This is a genomic window from Streptomyces sp. NPDC055239 (assembly GCF_053606205.1).
In genome coordinates this window covers 455,006-480,741 of the sequence record NZ_JBSGRD010000002.1, presented here as the reverse complement: position 1 = coordinate 480,741, position 25,736 = coordinate 455,006, and the positions used below count along the sequence as shown (strand labels likewise).

The 25,736-nt window shown below is 69.0% G+C and carries 22 protein-coding genes and 2 tRNA genes; 9 read left to right on the top strand and 15 right to left on the bottom strand.

What is annotated here, in order from left to right; all coding sequences use genetic code 11:
- Window positions 1-71: 71 nt before the first annotated feature.
- Both ACWFRJ_RS08330 and ACWFRJ_RS08325 read left to right on the top strand, forming a co-directional pair.
- Entirely contained in the window at window positions 72-1,097 is a 1,026-nt protein-coding gene (locus ACWFRJ_RS08330; RefSeq protein ID WP_453525740.1) for a hypothetical protein, read from the top strand.
- A gap of 34 nt (window positions 1,098-1,131) precedes the next feature.
- Entirely contained in the window at window positions 1,132-2,076 is a 945-nt protein-coding gene (locus ACWFRJ_RS08325) for a hypothetical protein (RefSeq protein WP_453525737.1), read from the top strand.
- An 81-nt stretch (window positions 2,077-2,157) separates the two neighbouring features.
- Here ACWFRJ_RS08325 and clpX read toward each other — a convergent pair whose 3' ends face one another.
- From clpX to ACWFRJ_RS08300, 5 genes are all read right to left on the bottom strand, one after another.
- A complete protein-coding gene (gene clpX, locus ACWFRJ_RS08320) occupies window positions 2,158-3,444 on the bottom strand; it encodes an ATP-dependent Clp protease ATP-binding subunit ClpX (RefSeq protein WP_389907149.1) in 1,287 nt (428 codons plus the stop codon).
- Window positions 3,445-3,600: 156 nt separating this feature from the next.
- Window positions 3,601-4,281 (bottom strand): ATP-dependent Clp protease proteolytic subunit, encoded by a 681-nt coding sequence (locus ACWFRJ_RS08315; protein WP_453525734.1) that lies wholly within the window; start codon window positions 4,279-4,281, stop codon window positions 3,601-3,603.
- A 62-nt stretch (window positions 4,282-4,343) separates the two neighbouring features.
- Window positions 4,344-4,949, bottom strand: coding sequence for an ATP-dependent Clp protease proteolytic subunit (locus tag ACWFRJ_RS08310; RefSeq protein ID WP_389907465.1), 606 nt, complete (start codon window positions 4,947-4,949; stop codon window positions 4,344-4,346).
- 393 nt (window positions 4,950-5,342) lie between these two features.
- The gene (tig, locus tag ACWFRJ_RS08305; protein WP_453525731.1) at window positions 5,343-6,743 is read right to left on the bottom strand and encodes a trigger factor; all 1,401 of its coding nucleotides are present in this window, start codon (window positions 6,741-6,743) and stop codon (window positions 5,343-5,345) included.
- Between the two features lie 126 nt (window positions 6,744-6,869).
- Window positions 6,870-6,946, bottom strand: a tRNA-Pro gene (locus ACWFRJ_RS08300).
- A 149-nt stretch (window positions 6,947-7,095) separates the two neighbouring features.
- On the opposite strand from ACWFRJ_RS08300, the gene ACWFRJ_RS08295 reads away from it, so the two are divergent.
- Window positions 7,096-7,166, top strand: a tRNA-Gly gene (locus ACWFRJ_RS08295).
- Between the two features lie 202 nt (window positions 7,167-7,368).
- Here the strand turns inward: ACWFRJ_RS08295 and ACWFRJ_RS08290 are convergent.
- Complete coding sequence (locus ACWFRJ_RS08290) at window positions 7,369-7,563, bottom strand: hypothetical protein (protein WP_453525728.1); 195 nt, start codon at window positions 7,561-7,563, stop codon at window positions 7,369-7,371.
- A 641-nt stretch (window positions 7,564-8,204) separates the two neighbouring features.
- Here ACWFRJ_RS08290 and ACWFRJ_RS08285 point away from each other — a divergent pair.
- Window positions 8,205-9,491 carry an acyltransferase family protein gene (locus tag ACWFRJ_RS08285; protein ID WP_453525725.1) on the top strand — a complete coding sequence of 429 codons (1,287 nt, stop codon included), beginning with the start codon at window positions 8,205-8,207 and terminating at the stop codon, window positions 9,489-9,491.
- A 7-nt stretch (window positions 9,492-9,498) separates the two neighbouring features.
- Here the strand turns inward: ACWFRJ_RS08285 and ACWFRJ_RS08280 are convergent, their stop codons facing one another.
- The 3 genes from ACWFRJ_RS08280 to ACWFRJ_RS08270 all read right to left on the bottom strand — a co-directional run bounded on the left by ACWFRJ_RS08280 (window position 9,499) and on the right by ACWFRJ_RS08270 (window position 13,490).
- Complete coding sequence (locus tag ACWFRJ_RS08280; protein ID WP_453525723.1) at window positions 9,499-9,960, bottom strand: HD domain-containing protein; 462 nt, start codon at window positions 9,958-9,960, stop codon at window positions 9,499-9,501.
- Between the two features lie 158 nt (window positions 9,961-10,118).
- Complete coding sequence (locus tag ACWFRJ_RS08275; RefSeq protein WP_453527119.1) at window positions 10,119-12,572, bottom strand: FtsX-like permease family protein; 2,454 nt, start codon at window positions 12,570-12,572, stop codon at window positions 10,119-10,121.
- Window positions 12,573-12,638: 66 nt separating this feature from the next.
- A complete protein-coding gene (locus ACWFRJ_RS08270; protein ID WP_453525720.1) occupies window positions 12,639-13,490 on the bottom strand; it encodes an ABC transporter ATP-binding protein in 852 nt (283 codons plus the stop codon).
- A gap of 293 nt (window positions 13,491-13,783) precedes the next feature.
- On the opposite strand from ACWFRJ_RS08270, the gene ACWFRJ_RS08265 reads away from it, so the two are divergent.
- Complete coding sequence (locus ACWFRJ_RS08265) at window positions 13,784-14,971, top strand: cation:proton antiporter (protein ID WP_453525717.1); 1,188 nt, start codon at window positions 13,784-13,786, stop codon at window positions 14,969-14,971.
- On the opposite strand, the gene ACWFRJ_RS08260 is transcribed toward ACWFRJ_RS08265, so the two are convergent.
- Window positions 14,957-16,117: a PP2C family protein-serine/threonine phosphatase gene (locus ACWFRJ_RS08260; RefSeq protein WP_453525714.1), complete on the bottom strand. Its 1,161-nt coding sequence runs from the start codon at window positions 16,115-16,117 to the stop codon at window positions 14,957-14,959. The genes ACWFRJ_RS08265 and ACWFRJ_RS08260 overlap by 15 nt on opposite strands.
- Before the next feature lie 128 nt (window positions 16,118-16,245).
- Between ACWFRJ_RS08260 and ACWFRJ_RS08255 the strand changes: the two genes are divergently transcribed.
- Entirely contained in the window at window positions 16,246-17,475 is a 1,230-nt protein-coding gene (locus ACWFRJ_RS08255; RefSeq protein WP_453525711.1) for a GNAT family N-acetyltransferase, read from the top strand.
- Between the two features lie 13 nt (window positions 17,476-17,488).
- On the opposite strand, the gene ACWFRJ_RS08250 is transcribed toward ACWFRJ_RS08255, so the two are convergent.
- The 3 genes from ACWFRJ_RS08250 to ACWFRJ_RS08240 all read right to left on the bottom strand — a co-directional run bounded on the left by ACWFRJ_RS08250 (window position 17,489) and on the right by ACWFRJ_RS08240 (window position 19,219).
- On the bottom strand, window positions 17,489-17,719 hold the full coding sequence (locus ACWFRJ_RS08250; protein ID WP_453525708.1) for a superinfection immunity protein: 231 nt from the start codon (window positions 17,717-17,719) through the stop codon (window positions 17,489-17,491).
- A 65-nt stretch (window positions 17,720-17,784) separates the two neighbouring features.
- Window positions 17,785-18,606, bottom strand: a complete 822-nt coding sequence (locus ACWFRJ_RS08245) for an Fpg/Nei family DNA glycosylase (protein WP_453525705.1) — start codon at window positions 18,604-18,606, stop codon at window positions 17,785-17,787.
- Window positions 18,607-18,733: 127 nt separating this feature from the next.
- On the bottom strand, window positions 18,734-19,219 hold the full coding sequence (locus ACWFRJ_RS08240) for a ribose-5-phosphate isomerase (RefSeq protein WP_453525702.1): 486 nt from the start codon (window positions 19,217-19,219) through the stop codon (window positions 18,734-18,736).
- Window positions 19,220-19,411: 192 nt separating this feature from the next.
- Between ACWFRJ_RS08240 and ACWFRJ_RS08235 the strand changes: the two genes are divergently transcribed.
- Window positions 19,412-20,884 carry an amino acid permease gene (locus ACWFRJ_RS08235; RefSeq protein WP_453525699.1) on the top strand — a complete coding sequence of 491 codons (1,473 nt, stop codon included), beginning with the start codon at window positions 19,412-19,414 and terminating at the stop codon, window positions 20,882-20,884.
- Here the strand turns inward: ACWFRJ_RS08235 and ACWFRJ_RS08230 are convergent.
- On the bottom strand, window positions 20,881-21,939 hold the full coding sequence (locus ACWFRJ_RS08230; protein WP_453525696.1) for a serine/threonine-protein kinase: 1,059 nt from the start codon (window positions 21,937-21,939) through the stop codon (window positions 20,881-20,883). The genes ACWFRJ_RS08235 and ACWFRJ_RS08230 overlap by 4 nt on opposite strands.
- A gap of 157 nt (window positions 21,940-22,096) precedes the next feature.
- On the opposite strand from ACWFRJ_RS08230, the gene ACWFRJ_RS08225 reads away from it, so the two are divergent.
- Window positions 22,097-23,443: an FAD-binding oxidoreductase gene (locus ACWFRJ_RS08225; RefSeq protein WP_453525693.1), complete on the top strand. Its 1,347-nt coding sequence runs from the start codon at window positions 22,097-22,099 to the stop codon at window positions 23,441-23,443.
- On the opposite strand, the gene ACWFRJ_RS08220 is transcribed toward ACWFRJ_RS08225, so the two are convergent.
- A complete protein-coding gene (locus ACWFRJ_RS08220; RefSeq protein ID WP_453525690.1) occupies window positions 23,440-24,018 on the bottom strand; it encodes a biotin transporter BioY in 579 nt (192 codons plus the stop codon). The two genes, ACWFRJ_RS08225 and ACWFRJ_RS08220, sit on opposite strands and share 4 nt — an antisense overlap.
- A 266-nt stretch (window positions 24,019-24,284) precedes the next feature.
- On the opposite strand from ACWFRJ_RS08220, the gene ACWFRJ_RS08215 reads away from it, so the two are divergent.
- Window positions 24,285-25,715, top strand: a complete 1,431-nt coding sequence (locus ACWFRJ_RS08215) for an amino acid permease (protein ID WP_453525687.1) — start codon at window positions 24,285-24,287, stop codon at window positions 25,713-25,715.
- Window positions 25,716-25,736 lie beyond the last annotated feature (21 nt).

Sequence of the window (25,736 nt, the reverse complement as noted above, 5' to 3'; positions counted from 1 at the left end):
GTCGCTTCGGCCGGGGCTGCTTCCGTCAGGATGTTGACTACACATAAGCGCACTCACGGGGGAACCCACTCATGAGCTACAACCAGCCCGGTCCATACGGTGGTCAGCCGCCCCAGCAGCCCGGTCCATACGGAGGAGGGCAGCCTCCGCAGCCCGGCCCCTACGGCCAGCCGCCGCAGGCCCCGCAGCCCGGCTACGGCTACCCCCCGCAGGCTCCGCAGGGTGTCCCCCCGCAGCAGCCCGGCTACGGCTACCCTCCGCAGGCGCCCCAGCAGCAGGCCCCGTACGGGCAACAGCCGCAGGCCCCCTACGGGCAGGTCCCGCCGCCTCCGCCCCCGCAGGGCGGCGGCAAGAAGACCGGCATCATCATCGCCGCCGTGGTCGCGGTCGTCGCGGTGGCCGTCGGCGGCTACTTCGTCCTCGCGGGCGGTGACGACGAGAACGGCGGCAAGAAGGGCGGCTCCTCGTCCGTGGCGGGCGGCGGCTCCGGCATCAAGGACGACGGCCCGCACAAGCTGATCACTCCGGCGACGGTCCTCTCCGAGTACAAGCAGAACAAGGAAGCCGGCAGCGAAGGCGGCATGAGCTCCGACGACGTCAAGAAGGCCGAGGAGCAGGGCGTGAAGAACGCCAAGGACGTCGCTGCCCAGTACCAGGCGGGGGACGAGAACAACCCGCTGTCGCAGAAGCTGCTGCAGTTCAACGGCGTCTACGGCGACATCACGGACCCCGAGAAGGTCGTCGACGCGATGTTCGGCGAGGCGGCGAAGAACGCCGAGGAGGGCGGCGGCGGCGCCACCGCCGGCGGCAAGATGACGCTGGTCGGCAGCCCCAAGTCGTACAGCCCCGCCGGGCTCGACGGCGCGGTCCTCAAGTGCCAGGAGATGAAGCTCGACCTCAGTTCGTCGTCGACCGCCGGCAGCAGCCAGGGCCCGAGCGAGATGTCGATGGCGACCTGCATCTGGGGCGACAACAGCACGCTGGGCATAGCGATCACCACGGACGTGGCGAACGCGATGGCAGGCAAGAGCGCCGACCTCGACGAGGCCTCGGAGACGACGGCCAAGTTCCGCAAGGAAGTCCGCGTCAAGCTCTGATCCGACCGAACGCGTCTGGAGGGGAATCCACGTCATGAGTTACAACCAGCCTGGCCCGTACGGCGGCCAGCCGCCGCAGCAGCCCCAGCAGCCCCAGCAGCCCCAGCAGCCCCAGCAGCCCCAGCAGCCAGGACCCTACGGCCAGCAGGGGCCCTACGGTGCCCCTCAACAGCCTCCGCAGCCCCCGCAGCCACAGCCCGGCTACGGCTACCCCCAGCAGCCTCAGGGACCGTACGGGCAAGCCCCGTACGGACAGGCCCCCTACGGACAGGCCCCGCCGAGCGGTGGTGGCGGCAAGAAGGTCGGGATCATCATCGGTGCCGTCGTCGCGATCGCGGCGGTCGGGGCCGGTGTGTGGTGGTTCACCGCGGGCAAGGACGGCGGATCCGTCGCCGACGACGGCAAGACGTACAAGCTGACGACGCCCGCGAGCATCATCGGCGGCGAGTACAAGCAGGACAACTCGGGCGCCGGTGGTGGCGGTATGTCGCCGAGCGACCTGAAGGACCTGGAGAAGCAGGGCGTCAACAACCCGAAGGACGCCCACGGCGCGTACAACTCCGGTTCGGGCGCGAGCATGAAGAGCCTCAACTTCTCCGGTGTGTACGGCGAGATCGACGACCCCGAGAAGGTCGTGGACGCCATGTTCGCCGAGATGAAGAAGAAGTCCACGGATGAGCCCGGGAGCGTGAAGCTCATCGGCAGCCCCGAGGAGTTCACCCCGGACGGCTTCGACAACGGCGTGATGAAGTGCCAGAAGGCCGAGTTCCGCCTCGGTGCCCCCGACAAGGCCGAGGAGGAGGACGGCATCCCCAACACCTTCCAGACGCCGATGTGCGTCTGGGGCGACCACAGCACGGCCGTCTCCGTCGGGCACTCCGACGCGAGCGCCGTCGCCAGCGGCAAGGACATCTCGCTCGACACGGCCGCGGGCCTGACCGCCAAGCTCCGCGCCGACGTCCGCGTCGAGGCCAAGTAGCTCCGCACGGCGATACGTTGAAGGGGGCGCCCCGCGATCACTCGCGGGGCGCCCCCTTCGTCGTACGCGACGGGCTGCCGCCTATGCGGACTTCTGCTCGCCCGGCCCCGGACCCCGCGCATCGCGCGGCACCAGCGTCGGGTTCACGTTCGAGTGGACGACGTCCGCCGTGATGACGACACGGGCCACGTCCTTGCGGGACGGGACCTCGTACATCACCGACTGGAGGACTTCCTCCATGATGGCGCGCAGGCCTCGCGCGCCGGTCTGGCGCAGGATCGCCTGGTCGGCGATTGCCTCAAGGGCCTCGCGCTCGAACTCCAGCTCTACACCGTCGAGTTCGAAGAGGCGCTGGTACTGCTTGACCAGCGCGTTGCGCGGCTCCACCAGGATCTGGAGCAGAGCCTCGCGGTCCAGGTTGTGGACCGAGGTGATCACGGGGAGGCGGCCGATGAACTCGGGGATCATCCCGAACTTCACCAGGTCCTCCGGCATGATGTCCTCGAACCGGTCCTTCTCCTGAAGCTCGCGCTTGGAGTGGATCGTGGCGCCGAAGCCGATGCCCTTCGCGCCCGCCCGCGACTCGATGATCTTCTCGAGGCCGGCGAAGGCGCCGCCCACGATGAAGAGCACGTTCGTCGTGTCGATCTGGATGAATTCCTGGTGCGGATGCTTGCGGCCGCCCTGCGGGGGGACTGAGGCCGTCGTGCCTTCCAGGATCTTGAGCAGTGCCTGCTGGACGCCTTCACCCGATACATCGCGCGTGATCGAGGGGTTCTCGCTCTTGCGAGCGACCTTGTCGATCTCGTCGATGTAGATGATGCCCGTCTCGGCCTTCTTGACGTCGTAGTCAGCGGCCTGGATGAGCTTCAGGAGGATGTTCTCGACGTCCTCGCCGACATAGCCCGCCTCCGTGAGCGCCGTCGCGTCCGCGATGGCGAACGGGACGTTCAGCATGCGCGCGAGCGTCTGCGCGAGCAGCGTCTTGCCGGAGCCGGTCGGGCCGAGCAGCAGGATGTTGGACTTGGCGAGTTCGATCGCGTCGTCACGGCCCTGTGCGCCGCCGGTCTCACCGGCCTGGACCCGCTTGTAGTGGTTGTAGACCGCCACCGAGAGGGCTTTCTTCGCGGGCTCCTGGCCCACGACATACCCCTCGAGGAATTCGTAGATCTCACGAGGCTTGGGGAGTTCCTCCCACCGGACCTCGCTCGTCTCCGCGAGCTCTTCCTCGATGATCTCGTTACAGAGGTCGATGCACTCATCGCAGATGTACACACCGGGACCTGCGATGAGCTTCTTGACCTGCTTCTGACTCTTCCCGCAGAACGAGCACTTGAGCAGATCGCCGCCGTCACCGATGCGTGCCACGAGGTGCTTCCCCTTCGCCTGGGAGACGCCACGTTCAGCGACTCCTGGTGCCTCATATCCGACGGTACCTTGCCTGGCCCCCCGTTCGGGCCCCCCTTGGCACGGTTCACTTTGACGTGGACCGTGCCAAGGAACGGCAGATGCTACATCGCTGCGTCAGACGACCGAGGCGTTGTTCATCTTCCGGGTGGAGATGATCTGGTCGACCAGGCCGTACGCCAGCGCGTCCTCGGCAGTGAGGATCTTGTCGCGCTCGATGTCGTCGCGGATCTTCTCGATCGGCGTCGTGGAGTGCTTGGCCAGCATGTCTTCCAGCTGCGCGCGCATCCGGAGGATCTCGTTCGCGGCGATCTCCAGGTCGGAGACCTGACCGCGGCCCGTCTCGCTGTAGGGCTGGTGGATCAGGACGCGCGCGTTCGGGAGCGCCATGCGCTTGCCCGGCGTACCCGCCGAGAGGAGCACGGCGGCGGCCGAGGCGGCCTGGCCCATGCAGACGGTCGACACGTCGGGCTTCACGAACTGCATCGTGTCGTAGATCGCCGTGAGCGCCGTGAAGGAGCCGCCGGGGCTGTTGATGTAGATCGAGATGTCACGGTCGGGGTCCATCGACTCCAGGCACAGGAGCTGCGCCATGACGTCGTTGGCGGACGCGTCGTCGATCTGCACGCCGAGGAAGATCACGCGCTCCTCGAACAGCTTCGCGTACGGGTCGTACTCACGCACGCCCTGCGAGGTGCGCTCGACGAAGCGCGGGATGACGTAGCGGGATTCGGCGGTGGGGCCGGTGTATTCGGCCTGAGCGCGCTCGTAGAGGCCGCTGCCGGGGTAGTTCTTCATCTCTGTAGGTCTCCTGAGGAGCGTGGGCTGAGGTCGGCTTGGGAAGGGCTGAGCGGTGAGGCTCAGGCTCCGGTGCCGCCGCCGCCCGGCATGCTGGCCGCGTTGGGCATGATGTCGTCGATGAGGCCGTACTGCTTGGCCTCCAGCGGGTCGAACCAGCGGTCGCGGTCCGAGTCGCGGGTGACCTGCTCGACGGTCTGACCCGTGTGGAACGCGGTGAGCTCGGCCATCTTCTTCTTGGTGAGAAGGAGACGCTCGGCGTGGATCTTGATGTCCGACGCGGAGCCCGCGAGTCCTGCGGAGGGCTGGTGGATGAGGATCTCGGCGTTCGGCAGCGCGAAGCGCTTGCCGGGCGTACCGGCGCTGAGCAGGAACTGGCCCATCGAGGCCGCCATGCCCATCGCGATCGTCACCACGTCGTTCTGGATGTACTGCATGGTGTCGTAGATCGCCATGCCGGCCGTGATGGATCCACCAGGGCTGTTGATGTAAAGGAAGATGTCCTTGTCCGGCTCTGCGGCAAGGAGCAGCAACTGCGCGGTGATCTTGTTGGCGATGTCGTCGTCCACGGCCTGGCCGAGGAAGATGATCCGCTCGCCGAGCAGCCGGTTGTAGACCTGGTCGCCGAGGCCACCACCGATGGAGGGGTCGCCGGCGGCGGAGGGCATCAGATTCGTCACGTATCCACCTGCTCGTCTTACGACGGCGCCGGGCCGTCTCACGTCTTCTTCTGAGGCTTGGGACCCCGCGTGCTCGCCGCTCCGGGACGGCTTCGGGGACTCCCCTGCCCTCGTATTCATGGACCCTAACGCGCGGGCCCCTCCGGAGAATCCCGCAGAGGGAACTGTTCGCTGTGAGCGCAGGTTGTGCCCCGTAAGGGGCGCGGGGAACTGCGCGGCCCGCCCCCACACGGCCGCAAGCGCGTGTGCCCTGTGCCGCCGTACGGCGGGTGCGGCTCGTACGTGGTTGCTCGCGCAGTTCCCCGCGCCCCTTACGGGGCACGACAGGGCCCCCGGGACCGAAGTCCCGGGGGCCCTGTCGTACGAGCGTCAGAGCGAGACTCAGGCCTCGGTCTTCTCGGCCTTCTCCTCGACGGAGTCGGACGCGTCGGACGCCTCGGTCTGCTCGCCCTCGGCGGCAGCCGTCTCGTCCTCGTCGTCGAGGTCCACGACCTCGCCGTTCGTGTCCTTGACCGACGCGGCCTCCACGACGACCGCGAGGGCCTTGCCGCGGGCGACCTCGCCGACCAGCATCGGGACCTGGCCGCCTTCGACGACGGCCTGGGCGAACTGGTCGGGGGACATGCCGGAGGACTGCGCGCGACGCATGAGGTGCTCGGTGAGCTCCTCCTGGTTCACGTTCAGCTTCTCCTTGTTGACGAGCTCGTCAAGGACGAACTGCGTCTTGATGCCCTTCTCGGCCTGCTCCTTGGTCTCGGCGTCGAACTCTTCCTCGGTCTTGCCCTGGATCTCCAGGTACTTCTCGAGGTCGAGGCCCATCTGGCCGAGCTGGTGGTTCACCAGGTTGTGCTTGCGGGTCTCGATCTCGTCCGCGAGGAGCTTCTCGGGGACGGGGACCTCGACCAGCTCGAGCAGCTTCTCCAGGACGCGCTCCTGCGCCTGGGTCGCCTGGTCGTACTGCTTCATGTTCTCGAGGCGCTTGCGGCTGTCCGCCTTGACCTCGTCCAGGGTGTCGAACTCCGACGCGAGCTGCGCGAAGTCGTCATCCAGGGCGGGCAGTTCACGGGCGGCGACCTGGGTGACCTTGACGGTCACCTCGGACTCCTTGCCGGTCGCCGAGCCGCCCTTGAGCTCGGAGGTGAAGGTGGCCTCGCCACCGGCCTCCAGGCCCGTCACGGCTTCGTCGATGCCGTCGAGGAGCTCGCCGGAGCCGATCGTGTAGGAGACGCCGGACGCGACGCCGTCCTCCAGGACCTCGCCGTCGACCTTGGCCTCCAGGTCGATCGTCACGACGTCGCCGTCCACGGCGGCACGCTCGACCGGCGAGGTGGACGCGAAGCGCTCACGGAGCTCCTCGACGGCCTTCTCGACGTCCTCGTCGCTGACCTCGACCGCGTCGACCTCGACCTCGATGCCGGAGTAGTCCGGGATCTCGATCGCGGGACGGATGTCGACCTCAGCGGTGAAGTTGAGGGTCTCGTTGTCCTTCAGCTCGGTGATGTCCACCTCGGGCTGGCCAAGGACGTTGAGCTCGGCCTCGTTGACGGCCTCGGTGTAGAACTTCGGGAGCGCGTCGTTGACGGCCTCTTCGAGGACGGCGCCACGGCCGAACCGCTGGTCGATGACTCGGGCAGGGATCTTGCCCTTGCGGAAGCCCTTCACCGTGACCTGCTGGTTGATCTTCTTGTAGGCCGCGTCGAGGCTTTCCTTGAGCTCCTCGAAGGGCACCTCAACAGTGAGCCGAACCCGGGTCGGGTTCAGGGTCTCCACGGCGCTCTTCACGGTTCGGTCTCCTTGGGGCTGACTTCTTGGGATTGAGCCCGGCTCAGAGACACACGGGCACACAGCTTGCATAGTAACGGCAAGCGGGAGCCGACCCACAATGCGATCTTGTGAGGGAGATCTTGCTGGTCGGGGTGGCGGGATTTGAACCCACGGCCTTCCGCTCCCAAAGCGGACGCGCTACCAAGCTGCGCCACACCCCGTCGGTGCGACACGTAGGGTACATGCCCGCAGGCTGTGCGGCGCCCGCTAAATCGCGAGTACGTACGGGGTGTGCGGCGAGGGGCTCCGACCCGCTACGATGCTTGCCGTGCGGCGGTCGCTGACCAGCGATGTCTGCGGCGCGAGCTGTGCGGGTGTAGCTCAATGGTAGAGCCCTAGTCTTCCAAACTAGCTACGCGGGTTCGATTCCCGTCACCCGCTCTGTGGCCTCCGGCCCGGTTCCTCGGAACCGGGCCGGAGGCTTTTCCGCGTTCAAGCGCGCGTTCGAGTCTGCGTTCAGGTTCACGTCCGAGGGGCATGCGGCGCGCGGGCTCCATCGAGGGCGCCTCAGGGGTCGCCGACGAGAGCGCCGGCCGCGCGGGCAGCTTGGCCGGTTTCGCATCGCGGCGGACCGCCGCGCCGCTCAGAAGCTGATCGAGTTGATGGTCTCCGCCACCTCATTGAGGAAGCGATTTATGGAAGGCGCCATTCCAGTTGAGGCGAGGAAGAACCCGAACAGGATCGCGACGATCGCGGGTCCCGCTTTGATCGATCCCCCACGGATCAGCACCACAAGGATGACCGCCAACAGCAACACCACTGACAGTGAAATGGCCACACTGATCACACCCTAGGTCGGTCTCTCCCCGGCCCGGGGGGGCACGACCTCGCACTCCCCCGCCAGGACCATCGTGCCACCAACGCGCCGCCCGTATGCGGCCGGTGACACATCGTCGGCCAAGGCCTGACGCGCCCCGCGTGGCCCCCGCGCACGGCGGCACCCTTGGGGCGTCTGATCATCGCACCCCCGCACGGCAATTCGAAGCCCGCGCGTGACCGCTAATTCGGCTTGATCGTTTCCATTGCCACACAACTCGTTCGCCAGAAATTCGAATTGTTGCCGGACACACACCACCAGCGCCACAAAGGGCCAATCAAGGGGACATTTCGCCAGAGTCGCCTGCGGGCGTTATGCGCCGTTTAAGGGGTATTAGATGTGACGTAACGGACATTACGTCCGGTGTTTGCCCCCTGTATCGAGGGTGACAGGAGGTGAATCTCCATGTCGACTTCCGTGTTTTCTGGGTACTCGGACATCAATAGTCCCGAACCGCCTGTGATTGGTATGACAGGCGAGTTGAGGGTTTTACGAATACACGCAAGCGACGCTAGGGTGCCTCAGATGTTCCACGCTGCCACCATCCCCGCAGGCGCAGTGCGGTCCCGGGTCGTCTCACCTAGTTCTTGGTGGGAGGGCCTGTGACGAACTCGGTTCAACCGCACGGCCGCCACCGGGCGCCGCTCCCCCCGGCACTTGTGCCGGCAGAGGGAGTCCCTGGCCCCCGCGCCCCCCAGTCCACCATGGCCGCGTCCGTTCCCCACGCCCCGGCCGGCACCACCGCTCGACCCGGCTCCACGGGTCACTCAGGCTCCACCGGCCCCGCCAGCTCCACGGGCCACTCCGGTTCCACCTCAGACAGACCTGTTTCCACCGGTCAGTCCGCCAAACAGCGCGATTCCTTCTTCGACAACGCCAAGTACCTGGCGATCGTCCTGGTCGCGATGGCGCACGCCTGGGAGCCGTTGACGGACGGCAGCCGCGCCGCTGAGGCGCTGTACATGACCGTCTACACCTTCCACATGCCGGCGTTCATCCTCATCTCCGGCTACTTCTCGCGCAGCTTCGACATGCGGTCCGACCGCCTCAAGCGCCTGGTGACCGGCATCGCTGTGCCGTACGTCATCTTCGAAGTCGCGTACACCTTCTTCAAGCGCTACGCGGACGACGATCCGACCCAGCCGATCAGTCTGCTCGACCCCTGGTACCTCACCTGGTTCCTGGTCGCGCTCTTCGTCTGGCGTCTGACGACTCCGCTGTGGAAGCTGGTCCGCTGGCCGGTGCCCCTCGCACTCGCCATCGCCGTGCTCGCCTCGGTCTCGCCCGACATCGGCGACGACCTCGATCTGCAGCGGGTGCTGCAGTTCCTGCCCTTCTTCGTGCTCGGCCTGTTCATGAAGCCCGAGTACTTCCAGCTGGTGCGGCGCCGCGAGGTGCGGCTGCTCTCCATCCCGATCTTCGCGAGCGCGCTGCTCCTCGCGTACTGGGCCGGTCCGCGGATGACCTCCGCGTGGTTCTACCGCCGGGACAGCGCGCAGGAGTTGGGCGCTCCGTGGTGGGCCGGTGTCGTGATGACGCTGGCGCTGTTCGGCTGCTCCGTCGTCCTCACCGCGTGCTTCTTCGCGTGGGTTCCGCGTCGCAAGATGTGGTTCACGGTGCTGGGTGCGGGCACGTTGTACGGCTACCTGCTGCACGGCTTCCTCGCCAAGGGCTCGCGCTTCTGGGGCTGGTTCGACCACGACTGGGTACACACGCCTGTCGGTCAGGTGGGTGTGTCCTTGGTGGCCGGGACGGTGGTGACGCTCCTCTGTACGCCTCCTGTCCAGCGGATGTTCCGCTTCGCCATGGAGCCGAAGATGGAGTGGGCGTTCAAGCGGGATGCCGCGGCGTTGGCTCGGGAGCGGGCGAAGTCCTCTTCCTATTCCTAGCTCGTTCCTAGCGCGGTGGTTCAAGGCCCAGTAGGGCGTGCATGTTGGCGTATTTCGCCGTGAGGCGAGTGCGGGTCGGCCCGTCTAGCTCTGCTAGGCGGGCCGGATGTGCGTTGTGGGCCAGGTCCGCCTGCTTCACCAGGCGGGCGCCGGGGGTGGTGAGGATGCGGGTCGCGTAGGCCTCGGGGGATTCGCCCTCACGCTTGGTGAGGGCTCGCACGATGTCCTTCGTACGTGGGGTGAGATGTGCGTCCCGCAGCCACTGCTCGGTGAGGGCGTTGTCCTCTATGGCGTCGTGGAGCCAGGCGGCGGCGATTTCTTCTGGCGAGCCGCCTCTGGCCTTGACTCCTTCTGCCACGGCTTGCAGGTGCTCTGTGTAGGGGCGGCCTGCTTTGTCCTTCTGGGTGGCGTGGGCCTGGCGGGCTACCGCTTCCACTTGGGTGAGGGTGAGGTGGGGGCTTCGGTTCATGCGGGGATCTTTCCCCAACCCCGCCCCTTCCCGAAAACCCGCTCGGCGCGGGGGCCCTGTGCCCTGTACTTGCCGTCATCACCGGCTTCGCCGAGTTCGTCCTCAATCGCCGGACGGGCTGAGAATCTTTCAGCCGTCCGGCGTTTGAGGACCGGGGTTCAGCCCCTCTCCCGCAACGCCGCCCTCGCCGGCAGCGCCGTAGCCACCAGGCCCAGCGCCAGCGCCCCGCCCGCGAAAGAGCCGTAAAGGAGCGGGGGGATGTACGGCGACTCCCCCGTCAGGCCGTTCATCATGGGGACCAGGGTCGTCAGCGCGATCGCCGAGCCGATGACGATGCCCGCGCAGGCGACGAGCAGCGCCTCCCATCGCACCATCCGCATCACCTGGCGCCGCGTGGTGCCGATGAGACGCAGCGTGCCGAGTTCGCGGCGGCGGTCCAGGACCGTCATGACCAGGGTGTTGGCCGCGGCGACCGCCGCGAAGCCGCCGAGTACGGCCGCCATCATCTTGTTCGCCCAGCCGTTGACCGCACGGTCCGTGGACTGCGCGGTGGCGTAGCCGTCGCGGTCCTGGAGCGTGCCGAGGGCCGTGAGGGAGCGCGGCGCGTCGCCCTTCGTCCAGATCTCCGAGGAGAAGGACGAGGTCACGTGCTTCTTCAAGTCCGCTGAGGGGAGGGTTACTTGAGAGAGGCCCAGGCCTCTGCCGTACGTGGCGACCACCTTCGGTGTCGCCTTCGTGCCGTCGGGCAGCCGCAGGGCCATGCGCTCGCCCGTCTTCACGTGCGCGGAGTCCGCGAGCTTCGCGTCCACGGCGATCTCGCCCCTGCCGAGCGAGGCCATCGTGCCCGTCCTGACGTCCAGGTCCTGAACCTTGGCCAGGTCGCGGGACGCACCCGTCACGCCCTGCGTCGACGCCGACTCCAGCCAGCGGTCGCCGCCCGAGCCCACCGGCACGAGGACCGAGGTCTTCAGGAGGCCTACGGCCGATGTGACGCCCTGGGCCCGCCCCGCCTTCCTGACCCCGTCGGCGGTCGCTCCCGCTCCCGAGGCGGAAATGATGTGGTCCGCCGTGATGCCCTCGCGCTGCTGGTCGGCGGCGACCCGGTCCTCGCTGGTGTGCATGAAGACGAGGGTCGACGAGAAGGCCATCGCGAGGACGATCGGGGTGATCGCCGAGGCGAGACGGCGGGCGTTCGTACGGGAGTTGGCCGCCGCGAGCGAGGCGGACGCGGACGCTCCGCGCAGCGGAAGTCCGAACAGGGCCGCGCAGCCGCGGGCCACCAAGGGGCCGAGCAGGGCCACGGCCAGCATGAACAGCATGACGATGCCGAGCGCCATGTTGGCCGCGTCGTCGCCCGTCATGGAGGAGGCGACCTTGGCGAGGACGCAGCCGCCGACGGCCGCCGCGATGCCAAGCGGCGTACGGATCCAGCCGGGGCGCAGGCGTTCCACCGAGGACTCGGCAAGGGCCTGGCCCGGTTTGATGCGGGAGGGGCGGCGGGCCGCCATGTAGCCCGCGAGCAGTGCGGTGATCACTGCTGCGCCGACGGCCGAGACCAGGGGGATGAAGGAGACCGAGAGGTCCAGGGCCTCGGGGATCGCCCCTTTCTCCTTCAGTTGGCCGAACCACCAGCTGGCCAGGGCGATTCCGGGCAGTACGCCCACCGCTCCCGCGAAGGGTGCGACGAGCAGGGCCTCCGTGGCGATGGTGCGGCGGATCTGGCGAGGCGTCGTACCGATGGCCCGGAGGAGTGCGTACTCGCGGGCCCGCTGGCCGACGGAGAGCGCCACGGTGCCCGCGGCGGTGAACATGGCGACCATGGTGGCGATGCCGCCGAAGGAGCCGCCGAGCCCGGTGAGCATCTCCTTGGCGTAGGCGAGTTCGGAGCCCTCGGCCGCGCTGCGGTCGTCGCCGGTCAGGACGTCGGCCTTGCCGCTGATGGCCCCCGCCACCTGGGACTTGAGGGCGTCGTCCGTGACGCCGTCCTTGGGCAGGACCGCGATGGCGTCGACGCGGTCGGGGTGGCCGGAGAGGCGTACGGCGTCCGAGTCGGTGAACCAGGCTGTGGGTGCGCCCTGTTGGGAGCTCACGGTGCCGGAGATGCGGAAGTCGCGCGGGCCGTCCGCCGTGGTGAGCGTGGTGTGTTCGCCGACGGACGCGCCGGGCGCCGCGAGGACGACCTCACCGGCCTTCGGGGCGCGGCCCGCGGTCAGCTTCTCGCCGGTGAAGGCCGTGGAGCCCCAGCCGTGCGCGGTGACGCTCTTGTCCCCCGACTGCACGGGGAAGGTCACGTCCGCGACGGCGGTACGGGCGCCGGGCACCGAACCGGCCTTCTGGAGCAGAGAGTTGTCGATACGGGCCTTGTCCGGCAGCGGTGTGTCCGACTCCGACCTGCTGTCTCCGCTGCCCGCGACGAAGTGGGCCGTCTGCTGGGCCGCGGCCACCACGGGGGCGTCGGCGTAGCGAGTGGGCGGCACCGATGCCCGTACCCCCGTCTCCAGGAGGATGCCGCAGGCGGACACGATCATCGCGGCCATCATCAACGCGACGAACGTGCCCACGAAGGCGGCCGGTTTGAAGCGGATGGCGGCGCGGGCGATGCCGTTGGGCATGAACTGCACGGGGATTCTCCGGAGTCGGTAAGGAGGATGCGCGGCGGAGTGGAGGTGGTTGGGGGGCTAGGCCGCCGCTGTCGCGTACGCCGGTGCCGTGAGTGTCGTCATCCGTGCCGCGATCTGTGCCGCCGAAGAGCGTTCGAGGCGGTCCACGATCGCGCCGTCCGCGAGGAAGAGCACCCGGTCCGCGTAGGCAGCGGCGGCCGGGTCGTGGGTGACCATGACGACCGTGGCGCCCATCCCGTCGACGGCCGAGCGGAGCAGGGTGAGGATCTCGGCGGCCGTCGTGGTGTCCAGGGCGCCCGTCGGCTCGTCGGCGAAGATCACGTCCGGGTTCGTGACCAGGGCGCGGGCGATCGCGACGCGCTGCTGCTGGCCTCCGGAGAGCTCGCCGGGTCGGCGCTTGTGCTTGTCGCTGCCGAGTCCGACGCGGGCGAGGACGTCGGCCGCCCTGCGGCGGTCGGGGCGCCGGCCCGCGAGGCGCATCGGCAGGACCACGTTCTGCTCGACGGTCAGCGAGGGCAGCAGGTTGAAGGCCTGGAAGACGAAGCCGAGGCGGGTGCGGCGCAGCGCGGTGAGCTTGTTCTCGCTCATGGAGGTGATCTCCGTACCGCCAAGGCGCACCGTGCCCTCGCTGGGCCGGTCGAGTCCGGCGGCACACTGCAGGAAGGTGGACTTGCCGGAGCCCGACGGGCCCATGACGGCGGTGAAGCTGCCGCGCTCCAGGGCGAGGTCGATGCCGCTCAGGGCGTGCACGGCGCCGGAGCCCCTGCCGTACCTGCGGCGTACGCCGTGCAGTTCGACGGCCAAGGCGGCGCCGGTCGGCGCACCGGCGGGCATCGGGGGCACCGCTCCCCCGTCGAACCGTCCGCCCGCCTCGCCCGCTTCGGATCGCTTCTTGCGCCGCAGCCCCATCGTCCCGCCCGCCTTCCGTATTCACGCCCCTGATCGATGTCTCGAACGTACGGATTCGGGGGTGCCGTGAACCATGAGGTCCCCCGGCGAATCGTTGGTGGGGTTAGCCCCCGGGAGCCTCCGGCAGCCCCCGCAACGCATGGCCGGAAGCGGTGGCCGGGTACCACGCAGATCGTTTGGTAAGCTAACTATTGACGCGTTCTTGACGCTCCCTTTGCCATACGTGCGCGGTGGGTGCGTCGCCGACTACCAGGAGGAACGGGCCCATCGGACACGCAGACACCCTGATAGCCATGGGCGGCGCCTTTCTCGCCGCCGCCGTGCTCGCCAGACTGGGCGGCCGTATCGGCCTCCCCACCATCCCGCTCTTCATCCTGGCCGGGATCCTTCTCGGCCCTCACACTCCCGGCGTGGTCCTGCTCTCCGACCCCCACGACCTGGAGATGCTCTCGGCGCTCGGCCTGGTGCTCCTGCTCTTCTACCTGGGCCTCGAGTTCCACATGGACGACCTCAAGACGGGCGGCCGCAAGATGGCCCTCGCCGGGGGGACGTATCTCCTGCTGAACGTCGGCGCGGGCCTCGGCTTCGGATTCGCCCTCGGCTGGGGCACCTCCGAGGCTCTGGTCCTCGCCGGGGTGCTCGGCATCTCGTCGTCGGCGATCGTCACCAAGGTGCTCGTCGACACCGGCAGGCTCGGCAATCCGGAGACGAAGCCGATCCTCGGCATCATCGTCGTCGAGGACATCTTCCTCGCGCTCTACCTCGCCGCTCTCCAGCCGATCCTGTCCGGTGCCGACAGCCTCGGCGCGGCCGTCATGGACGGCGGCAAGGCCTTCGGCTTCCTGCTGCTTCTCGCCCTCGCGGCGCGCTTCGGCACCAAGGTCGTCGGGCGCCTCATGGACACCCGTGACGACGAACTGCTCGTCATCTCCTTCCTCGGGGTCGCGGTCTTCGTCGCCGGGGTCTCGGAGTGGTTCGGGGTCGCGGACGCGATCGGCGCCTTCATGGTCGGTCTGATGCTGGGCAGTACGGCGTCCGGTGAGCGCATCCGCACCCTCGTGCACCCCTTGCGGGACGCGTTCGGGGCGATCTTCTTCTTCGCCTTCGGGCTCTCGATCGACCCCGGCGACCTGCCCGTGGTGCTCTGGCCGGTGCTCGCCGCCGTGGCCGTGACGCTGCTCATGAACGTCCTCGCCGGACTCGGCGCGGCACGTATCTACGGCTTCGGGGCAGGACCCGCGGCGAACATCTCCACCACCCTGCTCGCGCGCGGCGAGTTCGCCCTGATCCTCGCGACCATGGCGGCCACCGCGGGACTCGACGAACGTCTGTCCCCCTTCATCGCGGGGTACGTGCTGCTGCTCGCCGTGCTCGGCCCGCTCGCGGCGGGACGCTCGCACTGGCTGGCCCGGATACTGCCGGGCGGACGCGACGCGGCCCCCGAACCGGAGCCGGAGCCTGAACTGTCAGGCGCCCGCTGAGGGGTCCCGGCAGATCAGAAGCAGCGCACGGTCGTCGTTGACGTCCTTCGCGACAGCCTCGATCAGATGCCACGCGGCGCCGTGGAAGCCGCCCGCCACATAGCGGTCGGCTTCCCCGGTGAGGCGGTCGATGCCCTCGCTGATGTCGCGGTCGGAGGTCTCTACGATTCCGTCGGTGAACAGCATCAGTACGTCGCCGGGGCGCAGGGAGCCCTTCACCGGGTCGAACTGCGCCCCGTCGTAGACACCGAGGAGGGGGCCCTCGGCGGCCTTCTCCTCCCAGCGGCCGCTGCCCGCGCTGAGCTGGAGGCCCGGCGGGTGGCCCGCCGTGAAGAGCTCGTAGTCGCCGGTCTCCAGGTCGAGGACCAGATGGGTCGAGGTCGCGAAGCCCTCGTCCCAGTCCTGGCGCAGGAGGTAGCCGTTGGCGGCGGTCAGGAACGCGTGCGGCGGCAGCGAGCCGAGCAGGCCGCCGAAGGCGCCGGACAGGAGCAGGGCGCGGGAGCCCGCGTCCATGCCCTTGCCCGAGACGTCCGTGAGGACGACCTCCAGGGTGCGACCGCCGTTCGTGCGGGCCGCTACCACGAAGTCGCCCGAGAAGGACTGGCCGCCCGCGGGCCGCAGCGCCATCTCGCGGTGCCAGCCCGCGGGCAGCTGCGGCAGCTTGCTCTGTACGCGGATACGTTCGCGCAGGTCGAAGAGCATCGTGCCGCCACCGCGCCACGGCACGCCGACCCGGCTGCGGAACTGCGCGATGACAAGGCCGAAGAAACCGCAGGCCGCGACGACGAGGACCACTCCGGGCGTGACCCGCGAAGGCCCTTGCGTGTACGGGCCGAGCTTGACGGACTCCACGATGAGCGCGGCGGCGGCCGTCGCGTACAGGCCGAGCAGGCTGGAGGGCCGCAGGAGCAGGCCACCGGCCACGATGGGCAGGACGAGTGCGGAGGGGGAGAACCAGACGTTGTTGACGATGGTGCAGAAGGTGATCACCGGGATGGTGACGAGCAGGCCCGCGAGCGCGACCCAGTCCGAACCGTCGCCTCGGAAGTAGTCGACCCCGGATTTGCGCAGCCCTATGCGAGCCCGGTGGATCCGCTTCTTCATCCGGGCTGTGAACGTCTCGGCTTCCGCTCGGCTGCCTGCCATTGCTCCCGGACCCTATCCACCGGGCCAGGCACTTCGCACGGGAGGTACCGGTTGTCCCCCGTCAGTGGCAGGTCCCGGCAGGCGGAAATCCTGTCGCTCCGCCCGCTTCGCCCTGGTAGGCATGGCATATGACGACGGAATTGCGACAGTTGCGCCAGCAGGACTGGGACGAGTACTACGGCACGCTGGAGGTCGCCTTCGGCGGCGTCGCCGAGGCACAGGAGGAGCATGAGCTCTGGAACTCGCTGACCGAGTTCGACCGCTTCTTCGGCACCTGGGACGGCGAGGCCTGCGTCGGCACGACCGGAGCGTTCAGCTTCCGCCTCTCCGTGCCGGGCGGCTCCCTGGTCGACGCGGCCGGTGTCACGATGGTCAGCGTCGCGGCGACGCACCGACGGCAGGGGATCCTGACGTCGATGATGCGGCGCCAGCTCGACGACGTACGTGCGAAGGGCGAGTGTCTGGCCGTGCTCACCGCCTCCGAGCCCGTCATCTACGGACGGTTCGGGTACGGCGCGGCGACGCAGACGGTGAAAGCCGAGATCGACACCTCACGCGTACGGCTGACAGTCCCGGCCGGCACCGATGACGTACGCCTTCGGTACGCCAAGCCCGCCGACGTCCACGAGGCCTGCGAGGCGCTGTACGCACGACGGGTGAGCGAGCGCCCCGGGATGCTGGCCAGGCAGCCCGGCTGGGAGCGGCTCGGTCTGCTCGACCCCGAGAGCGAGCGGCACGGTGCGTCTGCGCTGCAGTGCGTGGTCGCCGAGCGCGACGGGGAGCTGGTCGGGTACGCGCGCTACAGCGTGAAGCCCGACTGGGACATGGGCGGCCCCAAGGGCACGGTCCAACTCCGCGATCTCGAAGCCGTCGACCCGGCGGCGAACGCGGCACTGTGGCGCTTCCTCTTCGGCATCGACCTGACGTCGACGGTCGAGGCGCACAGCCGCCCGATGGACGACGCGGTGCTCCACCTCGTCTCGGACATGCGGCGCTGCCGGATCCAGGTGCGGGACTCGCTCCACGTACGGCTCGTGGAGGTGGGGGCCGCGCTCGAGGCGCGCGCGTACCGGGCCCCTGTCAACCTGGTGTTGGACGTCGAGGACGCCTTCTGCCCCTGGAACGAGGGACGTTGGCGGCTCAAGGGCGACGTGAAGGGCGCGATCTGCGAGCGCACCGAGGATGAAGCCGATCTCGCCCTGTCCGTAAGGGACTTGGGCTCGGCCTACCTCGGCGGCTTCTCCCTGACATCACTGGCGGCGGCGGGCCGGGTGCGCGAGCTGCGCCCGGGCGCGCTCGCCGAGGCGGCGCTGGCCTTCGGGTCGGATATGGCGCCGTGGCTGCCGCACGGTTTCTGAGCGCTGAGCGTCTCTAGGTCGTCATTCCCAACGACGGCTTCGGCTTGCGGGTCGCCAGGTAGAGGGCGACCAGCCAGCCGATGAACGAGGCGCCGAGGAAGAGGTTGATGACGAGGATCACCCAACGGAGCTCGACGTCCCGGTTGAAGGCGATGAGGGACGGCAGCAGGAAGACGGCGATGAAGAGGACGATGAGCACGATGGCGATCGGCCCGTTTATCCAGCTGGTGTCGAAATTGAACATGGGTACCCCAAATTGAACTGACGGTGCGGTCAGTTAATGATCTTAGGGGTGCCGCCCGTGGGGGCTCAGGACGCCGGGCGCTGGCAGCCGGGGCACCAGAAGAGATTGCGGGCGGCGAGATCGGCGGTGCGGATCTCGCCGCCACAGATGAGGCAGGGCATCGCGGCCCTGCGGTACACGTACACCTCGCCGCCGTGGTCGTCCACACGCGGCGGGCGGCCCATCGCCTCCGGTGTGTGCTCGGGCCTGACGGTGTCGATGCGGTTGAGGCGCACGCCCTCGCGCATCAGGGCGACCAGGTCGTCCCAGATCGCCGTCCACTGGGCCGGCCCGATGTCCTTGCCCTGGGTGTACGGGTCGATGCCGTGCCGGAAGAGGACTTCGGCGCGGTAGACGTTGCCGACGCCCGCGATGACCTTCTGGTCCATGAGGAGGGCGGCGATGGTGGTGCGGCTGCGGGCGATGCGGGCGTAGGCGGCGGCCGGGTCGTCCTCCGCGCGCAGGGGGTCCGGGCCGAGGCGGGCGTGTATCGCCTGCTTCTCCCCGTCCGTGATGAGGGCGCAGGTGGTGGGGCCCCGGAGGTCCACGTACGCGTCCTTGGTGGCAAGGCGGAGGCGGACGGTGTCCGTGGGCGGGTTCGCGGTGGCGGCGGCGCCGAAGTTGACCTTGCCGAAGAGACCCAGGTGGATGTGGATCCAGCCGGTCTCGGCGAAGCCGAGGAAGAGGTGCTTGCCGTGGGCCTCGGCGGTGTCCATCTCCTGCCGGTCGAGCAGGGCCGCGCTGTCGGAGAACTTGCCCTGGGGGCTGGTTACGCGGAGGGGGCCGCGCCCTTCGAAGCGCGCGCGGTGGTCGTCCGCGAGGCGGTGAATCGTGTGCCCCTCCGGCACGGAGCCCTCCCGGGAGATGCGGGTTGATCGTGGCCGCCCCTCGACGCACCGGAAGATCACCGGCTTCGCCGAGTTCGTCCTCGAACGCCGGACGGGCTGAAATTCAGCCCGTCCGGCGTTCAGAACGCTACTGCTGCGGGTGGTGCGCCGGGATCTCGGGCAGTTCGCCCGTGTTCTCGTAAGCCGCCAGCATCTCGATGCGGCGCGTATGACGCTCCTCGCCCGAGTACGGCGTCGACAGGAAGATCTCGACGAACTTCGTCGCCTCTTCCCGCGTGTGCATCCGGCCGCCGATCGAGATCACGTTGGCGTCATTGTGCTCACGCCCGAGCGCGGCCGTCTGCTCGCTCCAGGCGAGGGCGGCCCGCACCCCCTTCACTTTGTTAGCGGCGATCTGCTCCCCGTTGCCGGAGCCCCCGATCACGATGCCGAGGGACGAGGCGTCCGCCGCCGTCTTCTCCGCGGCGCGGAGGCAGAAGGGGGGGTAGTCGTCCTGGGCGTCATAGATGTGGGGCCCGCAGTCGACGGGCTCGTGGCCGTGGCTCTTGAGCCACTCGACCAGGTGGTTCTTCAGTTCGTAGCCGGCATGATCCGAGCCGAGGTACACGCGCATGCGAATGAGTGTGGCACGTCGCGGGGCGGGTAGCGGCGACCGGGGGCCAGACCATGGTCACCCTTGTTCGCCGGTTCACCAAGGTCTGGGCCATTGGGCCCGAATACCACGATCCGGAGTCGGGACTTCCGTCACGTACACCCCTGAGTTTGAATGCGGGAGCTCGTGACCCGAGAACTTAAGGATTCGTCCATGACCTCGCAACCCTCCCTTGCGAAGGCAGACCGCAGCCCCAACGAACCTGGGGATCCGCAGTCTGGAGACACCGGTGACGGCCTCAAGGCCGGGCTGAAGAACCGCCACCTCTCCATGATCGCCATCGGTGGCGTCATCGGAGCGGGCCTTTTCGTCGGATCGAGCTCCGGCATCGCCGCCGCCGGGCCCGCCATCCTCGTCTCGTACGCCCTCGTCGGCACGATGGTCGTCCTCGTCATGCGGATGCTCGGCGAGATGGCCGCCGCGCGTCCCGCGTCGGGCTCCTTCTCCACCTACGCCGACCAGGCGCTCGGCCGCTGGGCCGGGTTCTCGATCGGCTGGCTCTACTGGTTCTTCTGGGTCGTCGTGCTCGCGGTGGAGGCCACCGCGGGTGCCGTCATCCTCAACGGATGGATACCGTCCGTCCCGCAGTGGGGCTGGGCGCTCATCGTGATGGTGGTGCTCACCGCGACGAACCTCGTCTCGGTCGGCTCCTACGGTGAGTTCGAGTTCTGGTTCGCCGGCATCAAGGTCGTCGCCATCGGCGGGTTCGTGATCATCGGCCTGCTCGCCGTCTTCGGCGTCCTGCCCGGCTCCGACAACCCCGGCGCGGGATTCGCGCACCTCACCGACGCGGGCGGATTCATGCCCAAGGGCGCGGGCGCCATCCTCACCGGCGTACTCATGGTCGTGTTCTCGTTCATGGGCTCCGAGATCGTCACGCTGGCCGCCGGTGAGTCCGAGGACCCGCAGCGCGCCGTCACCAAGGCGACGAACAGCGTCATCTGGCGTATCGGTGTCTTCTACCTGGGCTCGATCTTCGTCGTCATCACGCTGCTCCCCTGGAACGACAAGTCGATCCTCAAGGACGGCTCGTACGTCGCCGCGCTGAACTCGATCGGCATTCCGCACGCCGGTCAGGTCATGAACGTCATTGTGCTCACCGCCGTACTCTCCTGTCTCAACTCCGGTCTCTACACCGCTTCCCGCATGGCCTTCTCGCTCGGGGCGCGCGGTGACGCGCCCAAGGCCTTCGCGCGCACCAACTCTCGCGGTGTGCCGCAGGCCGCGATCCTCGGGTCCGTCGTGTTCGGCTTCATCGCCGTCTGGTTCAACTACCAGTGGCAGGACACCGTCTTCGACTTCCTGCTCAACTCCTCGGGCGCGGTGGCCCTCTTCGTCTGGCTGATGATCGCGTTCACGCAGCTGCGGATGCGCGGCATCATCCTGCGCGAGGAGCCGGAGAAGCTGGTCGTGAAGATGTGGCTCTTCCCGTACCTGACCTGGGTCACGATCGCGATGATCTCGTTCGTGCTCGTCTACATGCTGACCGACGAGACCGGACGCAAGCAGGTGCTGCTCTCGCTGCTCGCGGCGGCCTTCGTGGTGGTGTTCTCCCTCGTACGGGACAAGGTGCGGCCCCGCGCGGACGCTGACACAAAGACCGCCGACACCGGCGTCGACGCCTAGCCCGTGCCGTCCGACGGTGGCGCGGTCGACGTACCCGCCACCGTCGGCGGCCGCGTGCTCGGTCCCTGCGGCTCGCCGCCTCCCGGATCGCGCGCGGTGAAGAACATGACGGCCGCCACGGCGGCCGCGACGAGCAGGACAAGGGCGGTCAGGACCCGGGTCCGCCGGTCGGCGGCGGGCTGAGTCCGCGGTGATTCCCTTGGCCTCAGTGGCGCCGCGAGCACCGCCCGCAGGGCCGCCTCCGTCTCGTCGAGCCCCGGGCGCCGCTCCGGCTCCTTGATGAGGAGCGCGGCGAGCACCGGACGCAACCGGCTTGGTTCCGGCGGCAGTTCAGGTGCCTCGTGCAGGACCGCCACCAGTGTGTTCAGGGTCGAATCGCGGGCGAAGGGCGAGCTGCCGCGCACCGCGGTGCAGAGCGTCGCCCCCAGGGACCAGAGGTCCGACGGCGGCCCTTGCGGCGCCCCGGAGATCCGCTCGGGCGCCATGTACTCGGGCGAGCCCACCAGCGTGCCCGCCTGCGTGAGGCGGCCCGTGTCCTCAAGCGCGGCGATGCCGAAATCGGTGAGGACCACCCGGTCGGCAGGTCCACCCGGGCTCAGCAGGACGTTCTCCGGCTTGATGTCGCGGTGCAGGACGCCCGCCGCGTGCACCCTGCGCAACACCACCACCAGGGCGAGGCCGACGCGCGCCGCCTCGTGCTCGTCCAGCGGCCCCTCTTCGTCGACGTACCGGGCGAGAGAGCGCGCGACGATCAGTTCCATGACGATCCAGAGCCGGCCGTCCTCCTCGGCGACGTCATAGACGCGTACGGCACCGGGGTGATCGATCCGCGCGCTGGCCCGCGCCTCGCGCAGCGCGCGTTCTCTGCGGACGCGGATGTCCTCCGTGCCGGGCGCACCGGGCCCCTCGAAGCCACCGTCGTCGATCCGCATCTCCTTGACCGCGACAGTGCGGTCGAGGAGCTCGTCGGCCGCGCGCCACACGCGGCCCATGCCGCCCTGGCCGATGACGTCGAGCAGGTGGTAGCGGCCCGCGACCACGCGAAGCTCCGGCATGGCTGTCCACCCCCAACCCTCCTCTCATGACAGCACAGTCGACGCGGTTTGCCGAAGGCCTGGAATGGCCCGGAAAGAGCCCGGAAAACTTGACGGCGGATGTCAGGTTTTCCGGGGAACCTCTGATGCGTCAGCAAGGACTTCCTGGAGGATCACCGTGGACTTCACCGATCAGCGACTCGTGTTCCGGCCCGGCGACGACGGGTACGACGAGGAGACCGCCGGGTTCCAGACCGGTTTCGCGCAGCGGCCCGCGATCGTGTTCGCGGCCGAGAGCGCGGACGACGTCGTCGCCGCCGTGTCGTACGCCGCTGACGCGGGCCTTCCCATCGGCGTGCAGGCCACGGGGCACGGGCTTCCGGGGTCCTCGGAGGGCGGCGTCCTGATCAGCACGCGGCGGATGGACTCCGTCCGGATCGACGCCGACGCGCGCACGGTGACCGTGGGCGCGGGTGTCCGCTGGGCCCAGGTCGTCGAGGCCGCCGCGGCGCACGGGCTCGCGCCGCTGAACGGTTCGGCGCCGGGCGTGGGCGCCGTCTCGTACACACTTGGCGGCGGCCTCGGCATCCTGGCCAGGGAGTTCGGGTACGCGGCCGACCACGTGCGGTGGCTCGACGTGGTCACCGCGGACGGCGAGCTGCGGCACGTGACGGCGCGGACCCAGCCCGAGCTGTTCTGGGGGCTGCTCGGCGGGGGCGCGAACCTGGGGGTGGTGACGGCCCTGGAGATCGGCCTGGTGCCGGTGGCGCGGCTGTACGGCGGGGCGATCGAGTTCGACGGGTACGAGGTCGACCCCGGCCGGGTCCTTCGGGCGTACGAGGAGTGGACGCGGACGGTGCCCGACGAGGTGACCTCGTCGGTGGCGGCCCTCGTCTACCCGGACATCCCTCAGCTGCCGCCGCATCTGCGGGGCCGCTATCTCGTCACGGTCCGGGTCGCCTACACGGGCTCGGAGGCGGCGGGCGAGCTGCTTGTCGCGCCGCTGCGGGAGATCGGGCCCGTGGTGTCGGACTCGGTGCGGGAGATGCCGTACACCGACAGCCACACGATCCACAGCGACCCTGACTTCCCGCACTCCTACTACGGGGACAGCGTGGTGGTGGGCGAGCTGGATCTCGCGGCGGCGAGTGAGCTGTTCACACTGACAGGGCCGGCCGCCGATGCGATGCACGTCGTCCAGATCAACCAGTTGGGCGGGGCGCTCGCGAAGCCTGTGGGCGGCTCGGGGAACGCGATGCCGTACCGGGATGCGGGGTGGCTGGTGCGGGTGCTCTCGCCGTTCGAGGGCACCGACCTCGATGCGGTGCAGTCCGTGCAGGCACGGGCCTTCGGTCTTTTCGCGCCGGATACGGCGGGGCGGTTGCTCAACTTCGCCTTCGGCGCGGGCGACCGGCCCGACGGACTGTACGACGCCGGTACGCAGAAGAGGCTCGCCGAACTGAAGGCCACGTACGACCCGGCGAACCTCTTCAGGCGGAACTACGGCATCGGTGAGAGGCCCTAGCGGTCGAGCAGCTTCCACGCGGTGGGCAGCGCGCCCATCGCGAGCGCGGCCTTGAGGACGTCGCCGATCAGGAAGGGCGTGAATCCGGCGGCGACGGCCTGGGTCAGCGACATGCCGGTCGCGGCGGCGAGGTAGGGGACGCCGACCGCGTAGATGATCGCGGAGCCGAGCACCATCGTGCCCGCCGTGCGCAGGACCGAACGGTCGCCGCCGCGGCGCGCGAGGGCGCCGACCACGGTGGCGGCGAGCAGCATGCCCAGAACGTAGCCGAGGGACGGCGCGGCGACGCCGGAGCCCGCCTCCGCGAACCAGGGCATGCCCGCCATGCCGACGAGGGCGTACACGGCGAGGGAGAGGAAGCCGCGGCGGGCGCCGAGCGCGGTACCGACGAGGAGGGCGGCGAAGGTCTGCCCCGTCACCGGTACGGGGGAGCCCGGGACGGGCAGGGCGATCTGGGCCGCTATGCCGGTGAGGGCGGCGCCGCCGAGGACGAAGGCCGCGTCCTTCGCGCGGGACGCGGGGAGCAGGTCCGCGAGGACCTGGCCGGGACGGGAAGAGACGGCGGCGATGCTCATCGGGACTCCGCGGGGTATGGGACGGGCAGATGGGACCCAGCGACGCTATCTCAGGCGGGGGCGCCCAACATCGGTGACGGGTTACAAGGTGCCGGGGGCTCCAGTGGTGGGCTCTGTACAAAGTGCGGGGTGTACCCCTGCGGGGGGCGTGATGCTCGTCACTGAGGTGAGCGGCGATGTGGGCCTGCTTTGCGCGGGAGGTCCTGGCCCGGCGACACTGTAGGTTCCCGCCAAGCCTTTGTGATCCCGAGAGCAGCCTGAGCACCATGCACGAAGCACCCCCCGATGAATCGGCTCCCTCAGGCGTGGGCGCGGCAGGGGGAACCGAACCCCTCGGCGGAGGCCTGAAGCAGCGGCATCTGACCATGCTCGGGCTCGGCGGAGTCATCGGAGCGGGCCTTTTCGTCGGCTCCGGAGCCGGGATCGCCGTCGCCGGGCCCGGCATCGTCGTCTCGTATCTCATCGCCGGTGCGCTCGCGATGTGCGTGATGCGGATGCTGGGCGAGATGTCGGCCGCGATGCCCGCGTCCGGGTCCTTCTCCGTGCACGCCGAGCGCGCGATGGGCCGCTGGGCGGGGTTCAGCGTCGGGTGGCTCTACTGGTTCCTGCTCGTGGTCGTGCTCGCCGTGGAGGCGACCGGCGCCGCGCAGATCGCCAACGGCTGGGCGCCGGGCGTTCCGCAGTGGGCCTGGGTGCTCATCTTCATGCTGGTGTTCACGGCGGCCAACCTCGCCGCCGTGAAGAACTTCGGCGAGTTCGAGTTCTGGTTCGCCACGCTGAAGGTCTTCGCGATCGTCGCGTTCCTGGTCCTCGGGCTGCTCGCGATCTTCGGGGTGCTGCCCGCTGCGTCGAATTCCTCTGGGGAGCCCGCGGGCCTCACCAACCTCACCGGGCACGGCGGGTTCCTGCCGAACGGCTGGGAGGGCGTCATCTCCGGGGTGCTCGCCGTGGTCTTCGCCTTCGGCGGTCTTGAGGTCGTGACGATCGCCGCCGCCGAGTCCGACGACCCGGTGCGCTCGGTGGCCCGCGCGGTGCGCAGCGCCGTCTACCGCATCCTCTTCTTCTACGTCGGGTCGATGCTGGTCATCGTGACGGTGCTGCCGTGGACGGCGCAGAAGGCGGGCGTCAGTCCGTATGTGAAGGTCCTCGACTCGATCGGTGTGCCGTCCGCGGGCACGATCATGAACATCGTGGTGTTCGTGGCGCTGCTCTCGGCGCTGAACGCCAACCTCTACGGCTCGTCCCGGATGATCTTCTCGCTCGCCGAGCGCGGCGAGGGCCCCAAGGCCCTCCTGAAGGTGTCGGGCGGCGGAGTGCCCCGGCGGGCCGTGCTCGCCTCGGTGGCCTTCGGCTTCGTGTCCGTCGTACTCAATCTGAAGTGGCCCGACTCGGTCTTCCTCTACATGCTCAACTCGGTCGGCGCGGTGCTCCTCTTCGTGTGGGCGCTGATCGCGGTCTCGCAGCTGCGCCTTCGCCGCCGCATCGAGCGTGAGGCACCGGAGCGGCTCGTCCTGCGGATGTGGGCGTTCCCCTATCTGACGTGGGCGGCGCTCGCGGCGATGGCCGCCGTGCTCGGGCTGATGCTGACCGATGACGGGGCTCGGCCGCAGCTGCTGTGGTCGGCGGGTGCGACGGGGCTCGTGCTCGCGGTCGCGGGGCTGCGGGAGTGGCGCGAGGCGCGGGGGAAACGGGCGTGAACATTTCGTGCCCGTCTCTTC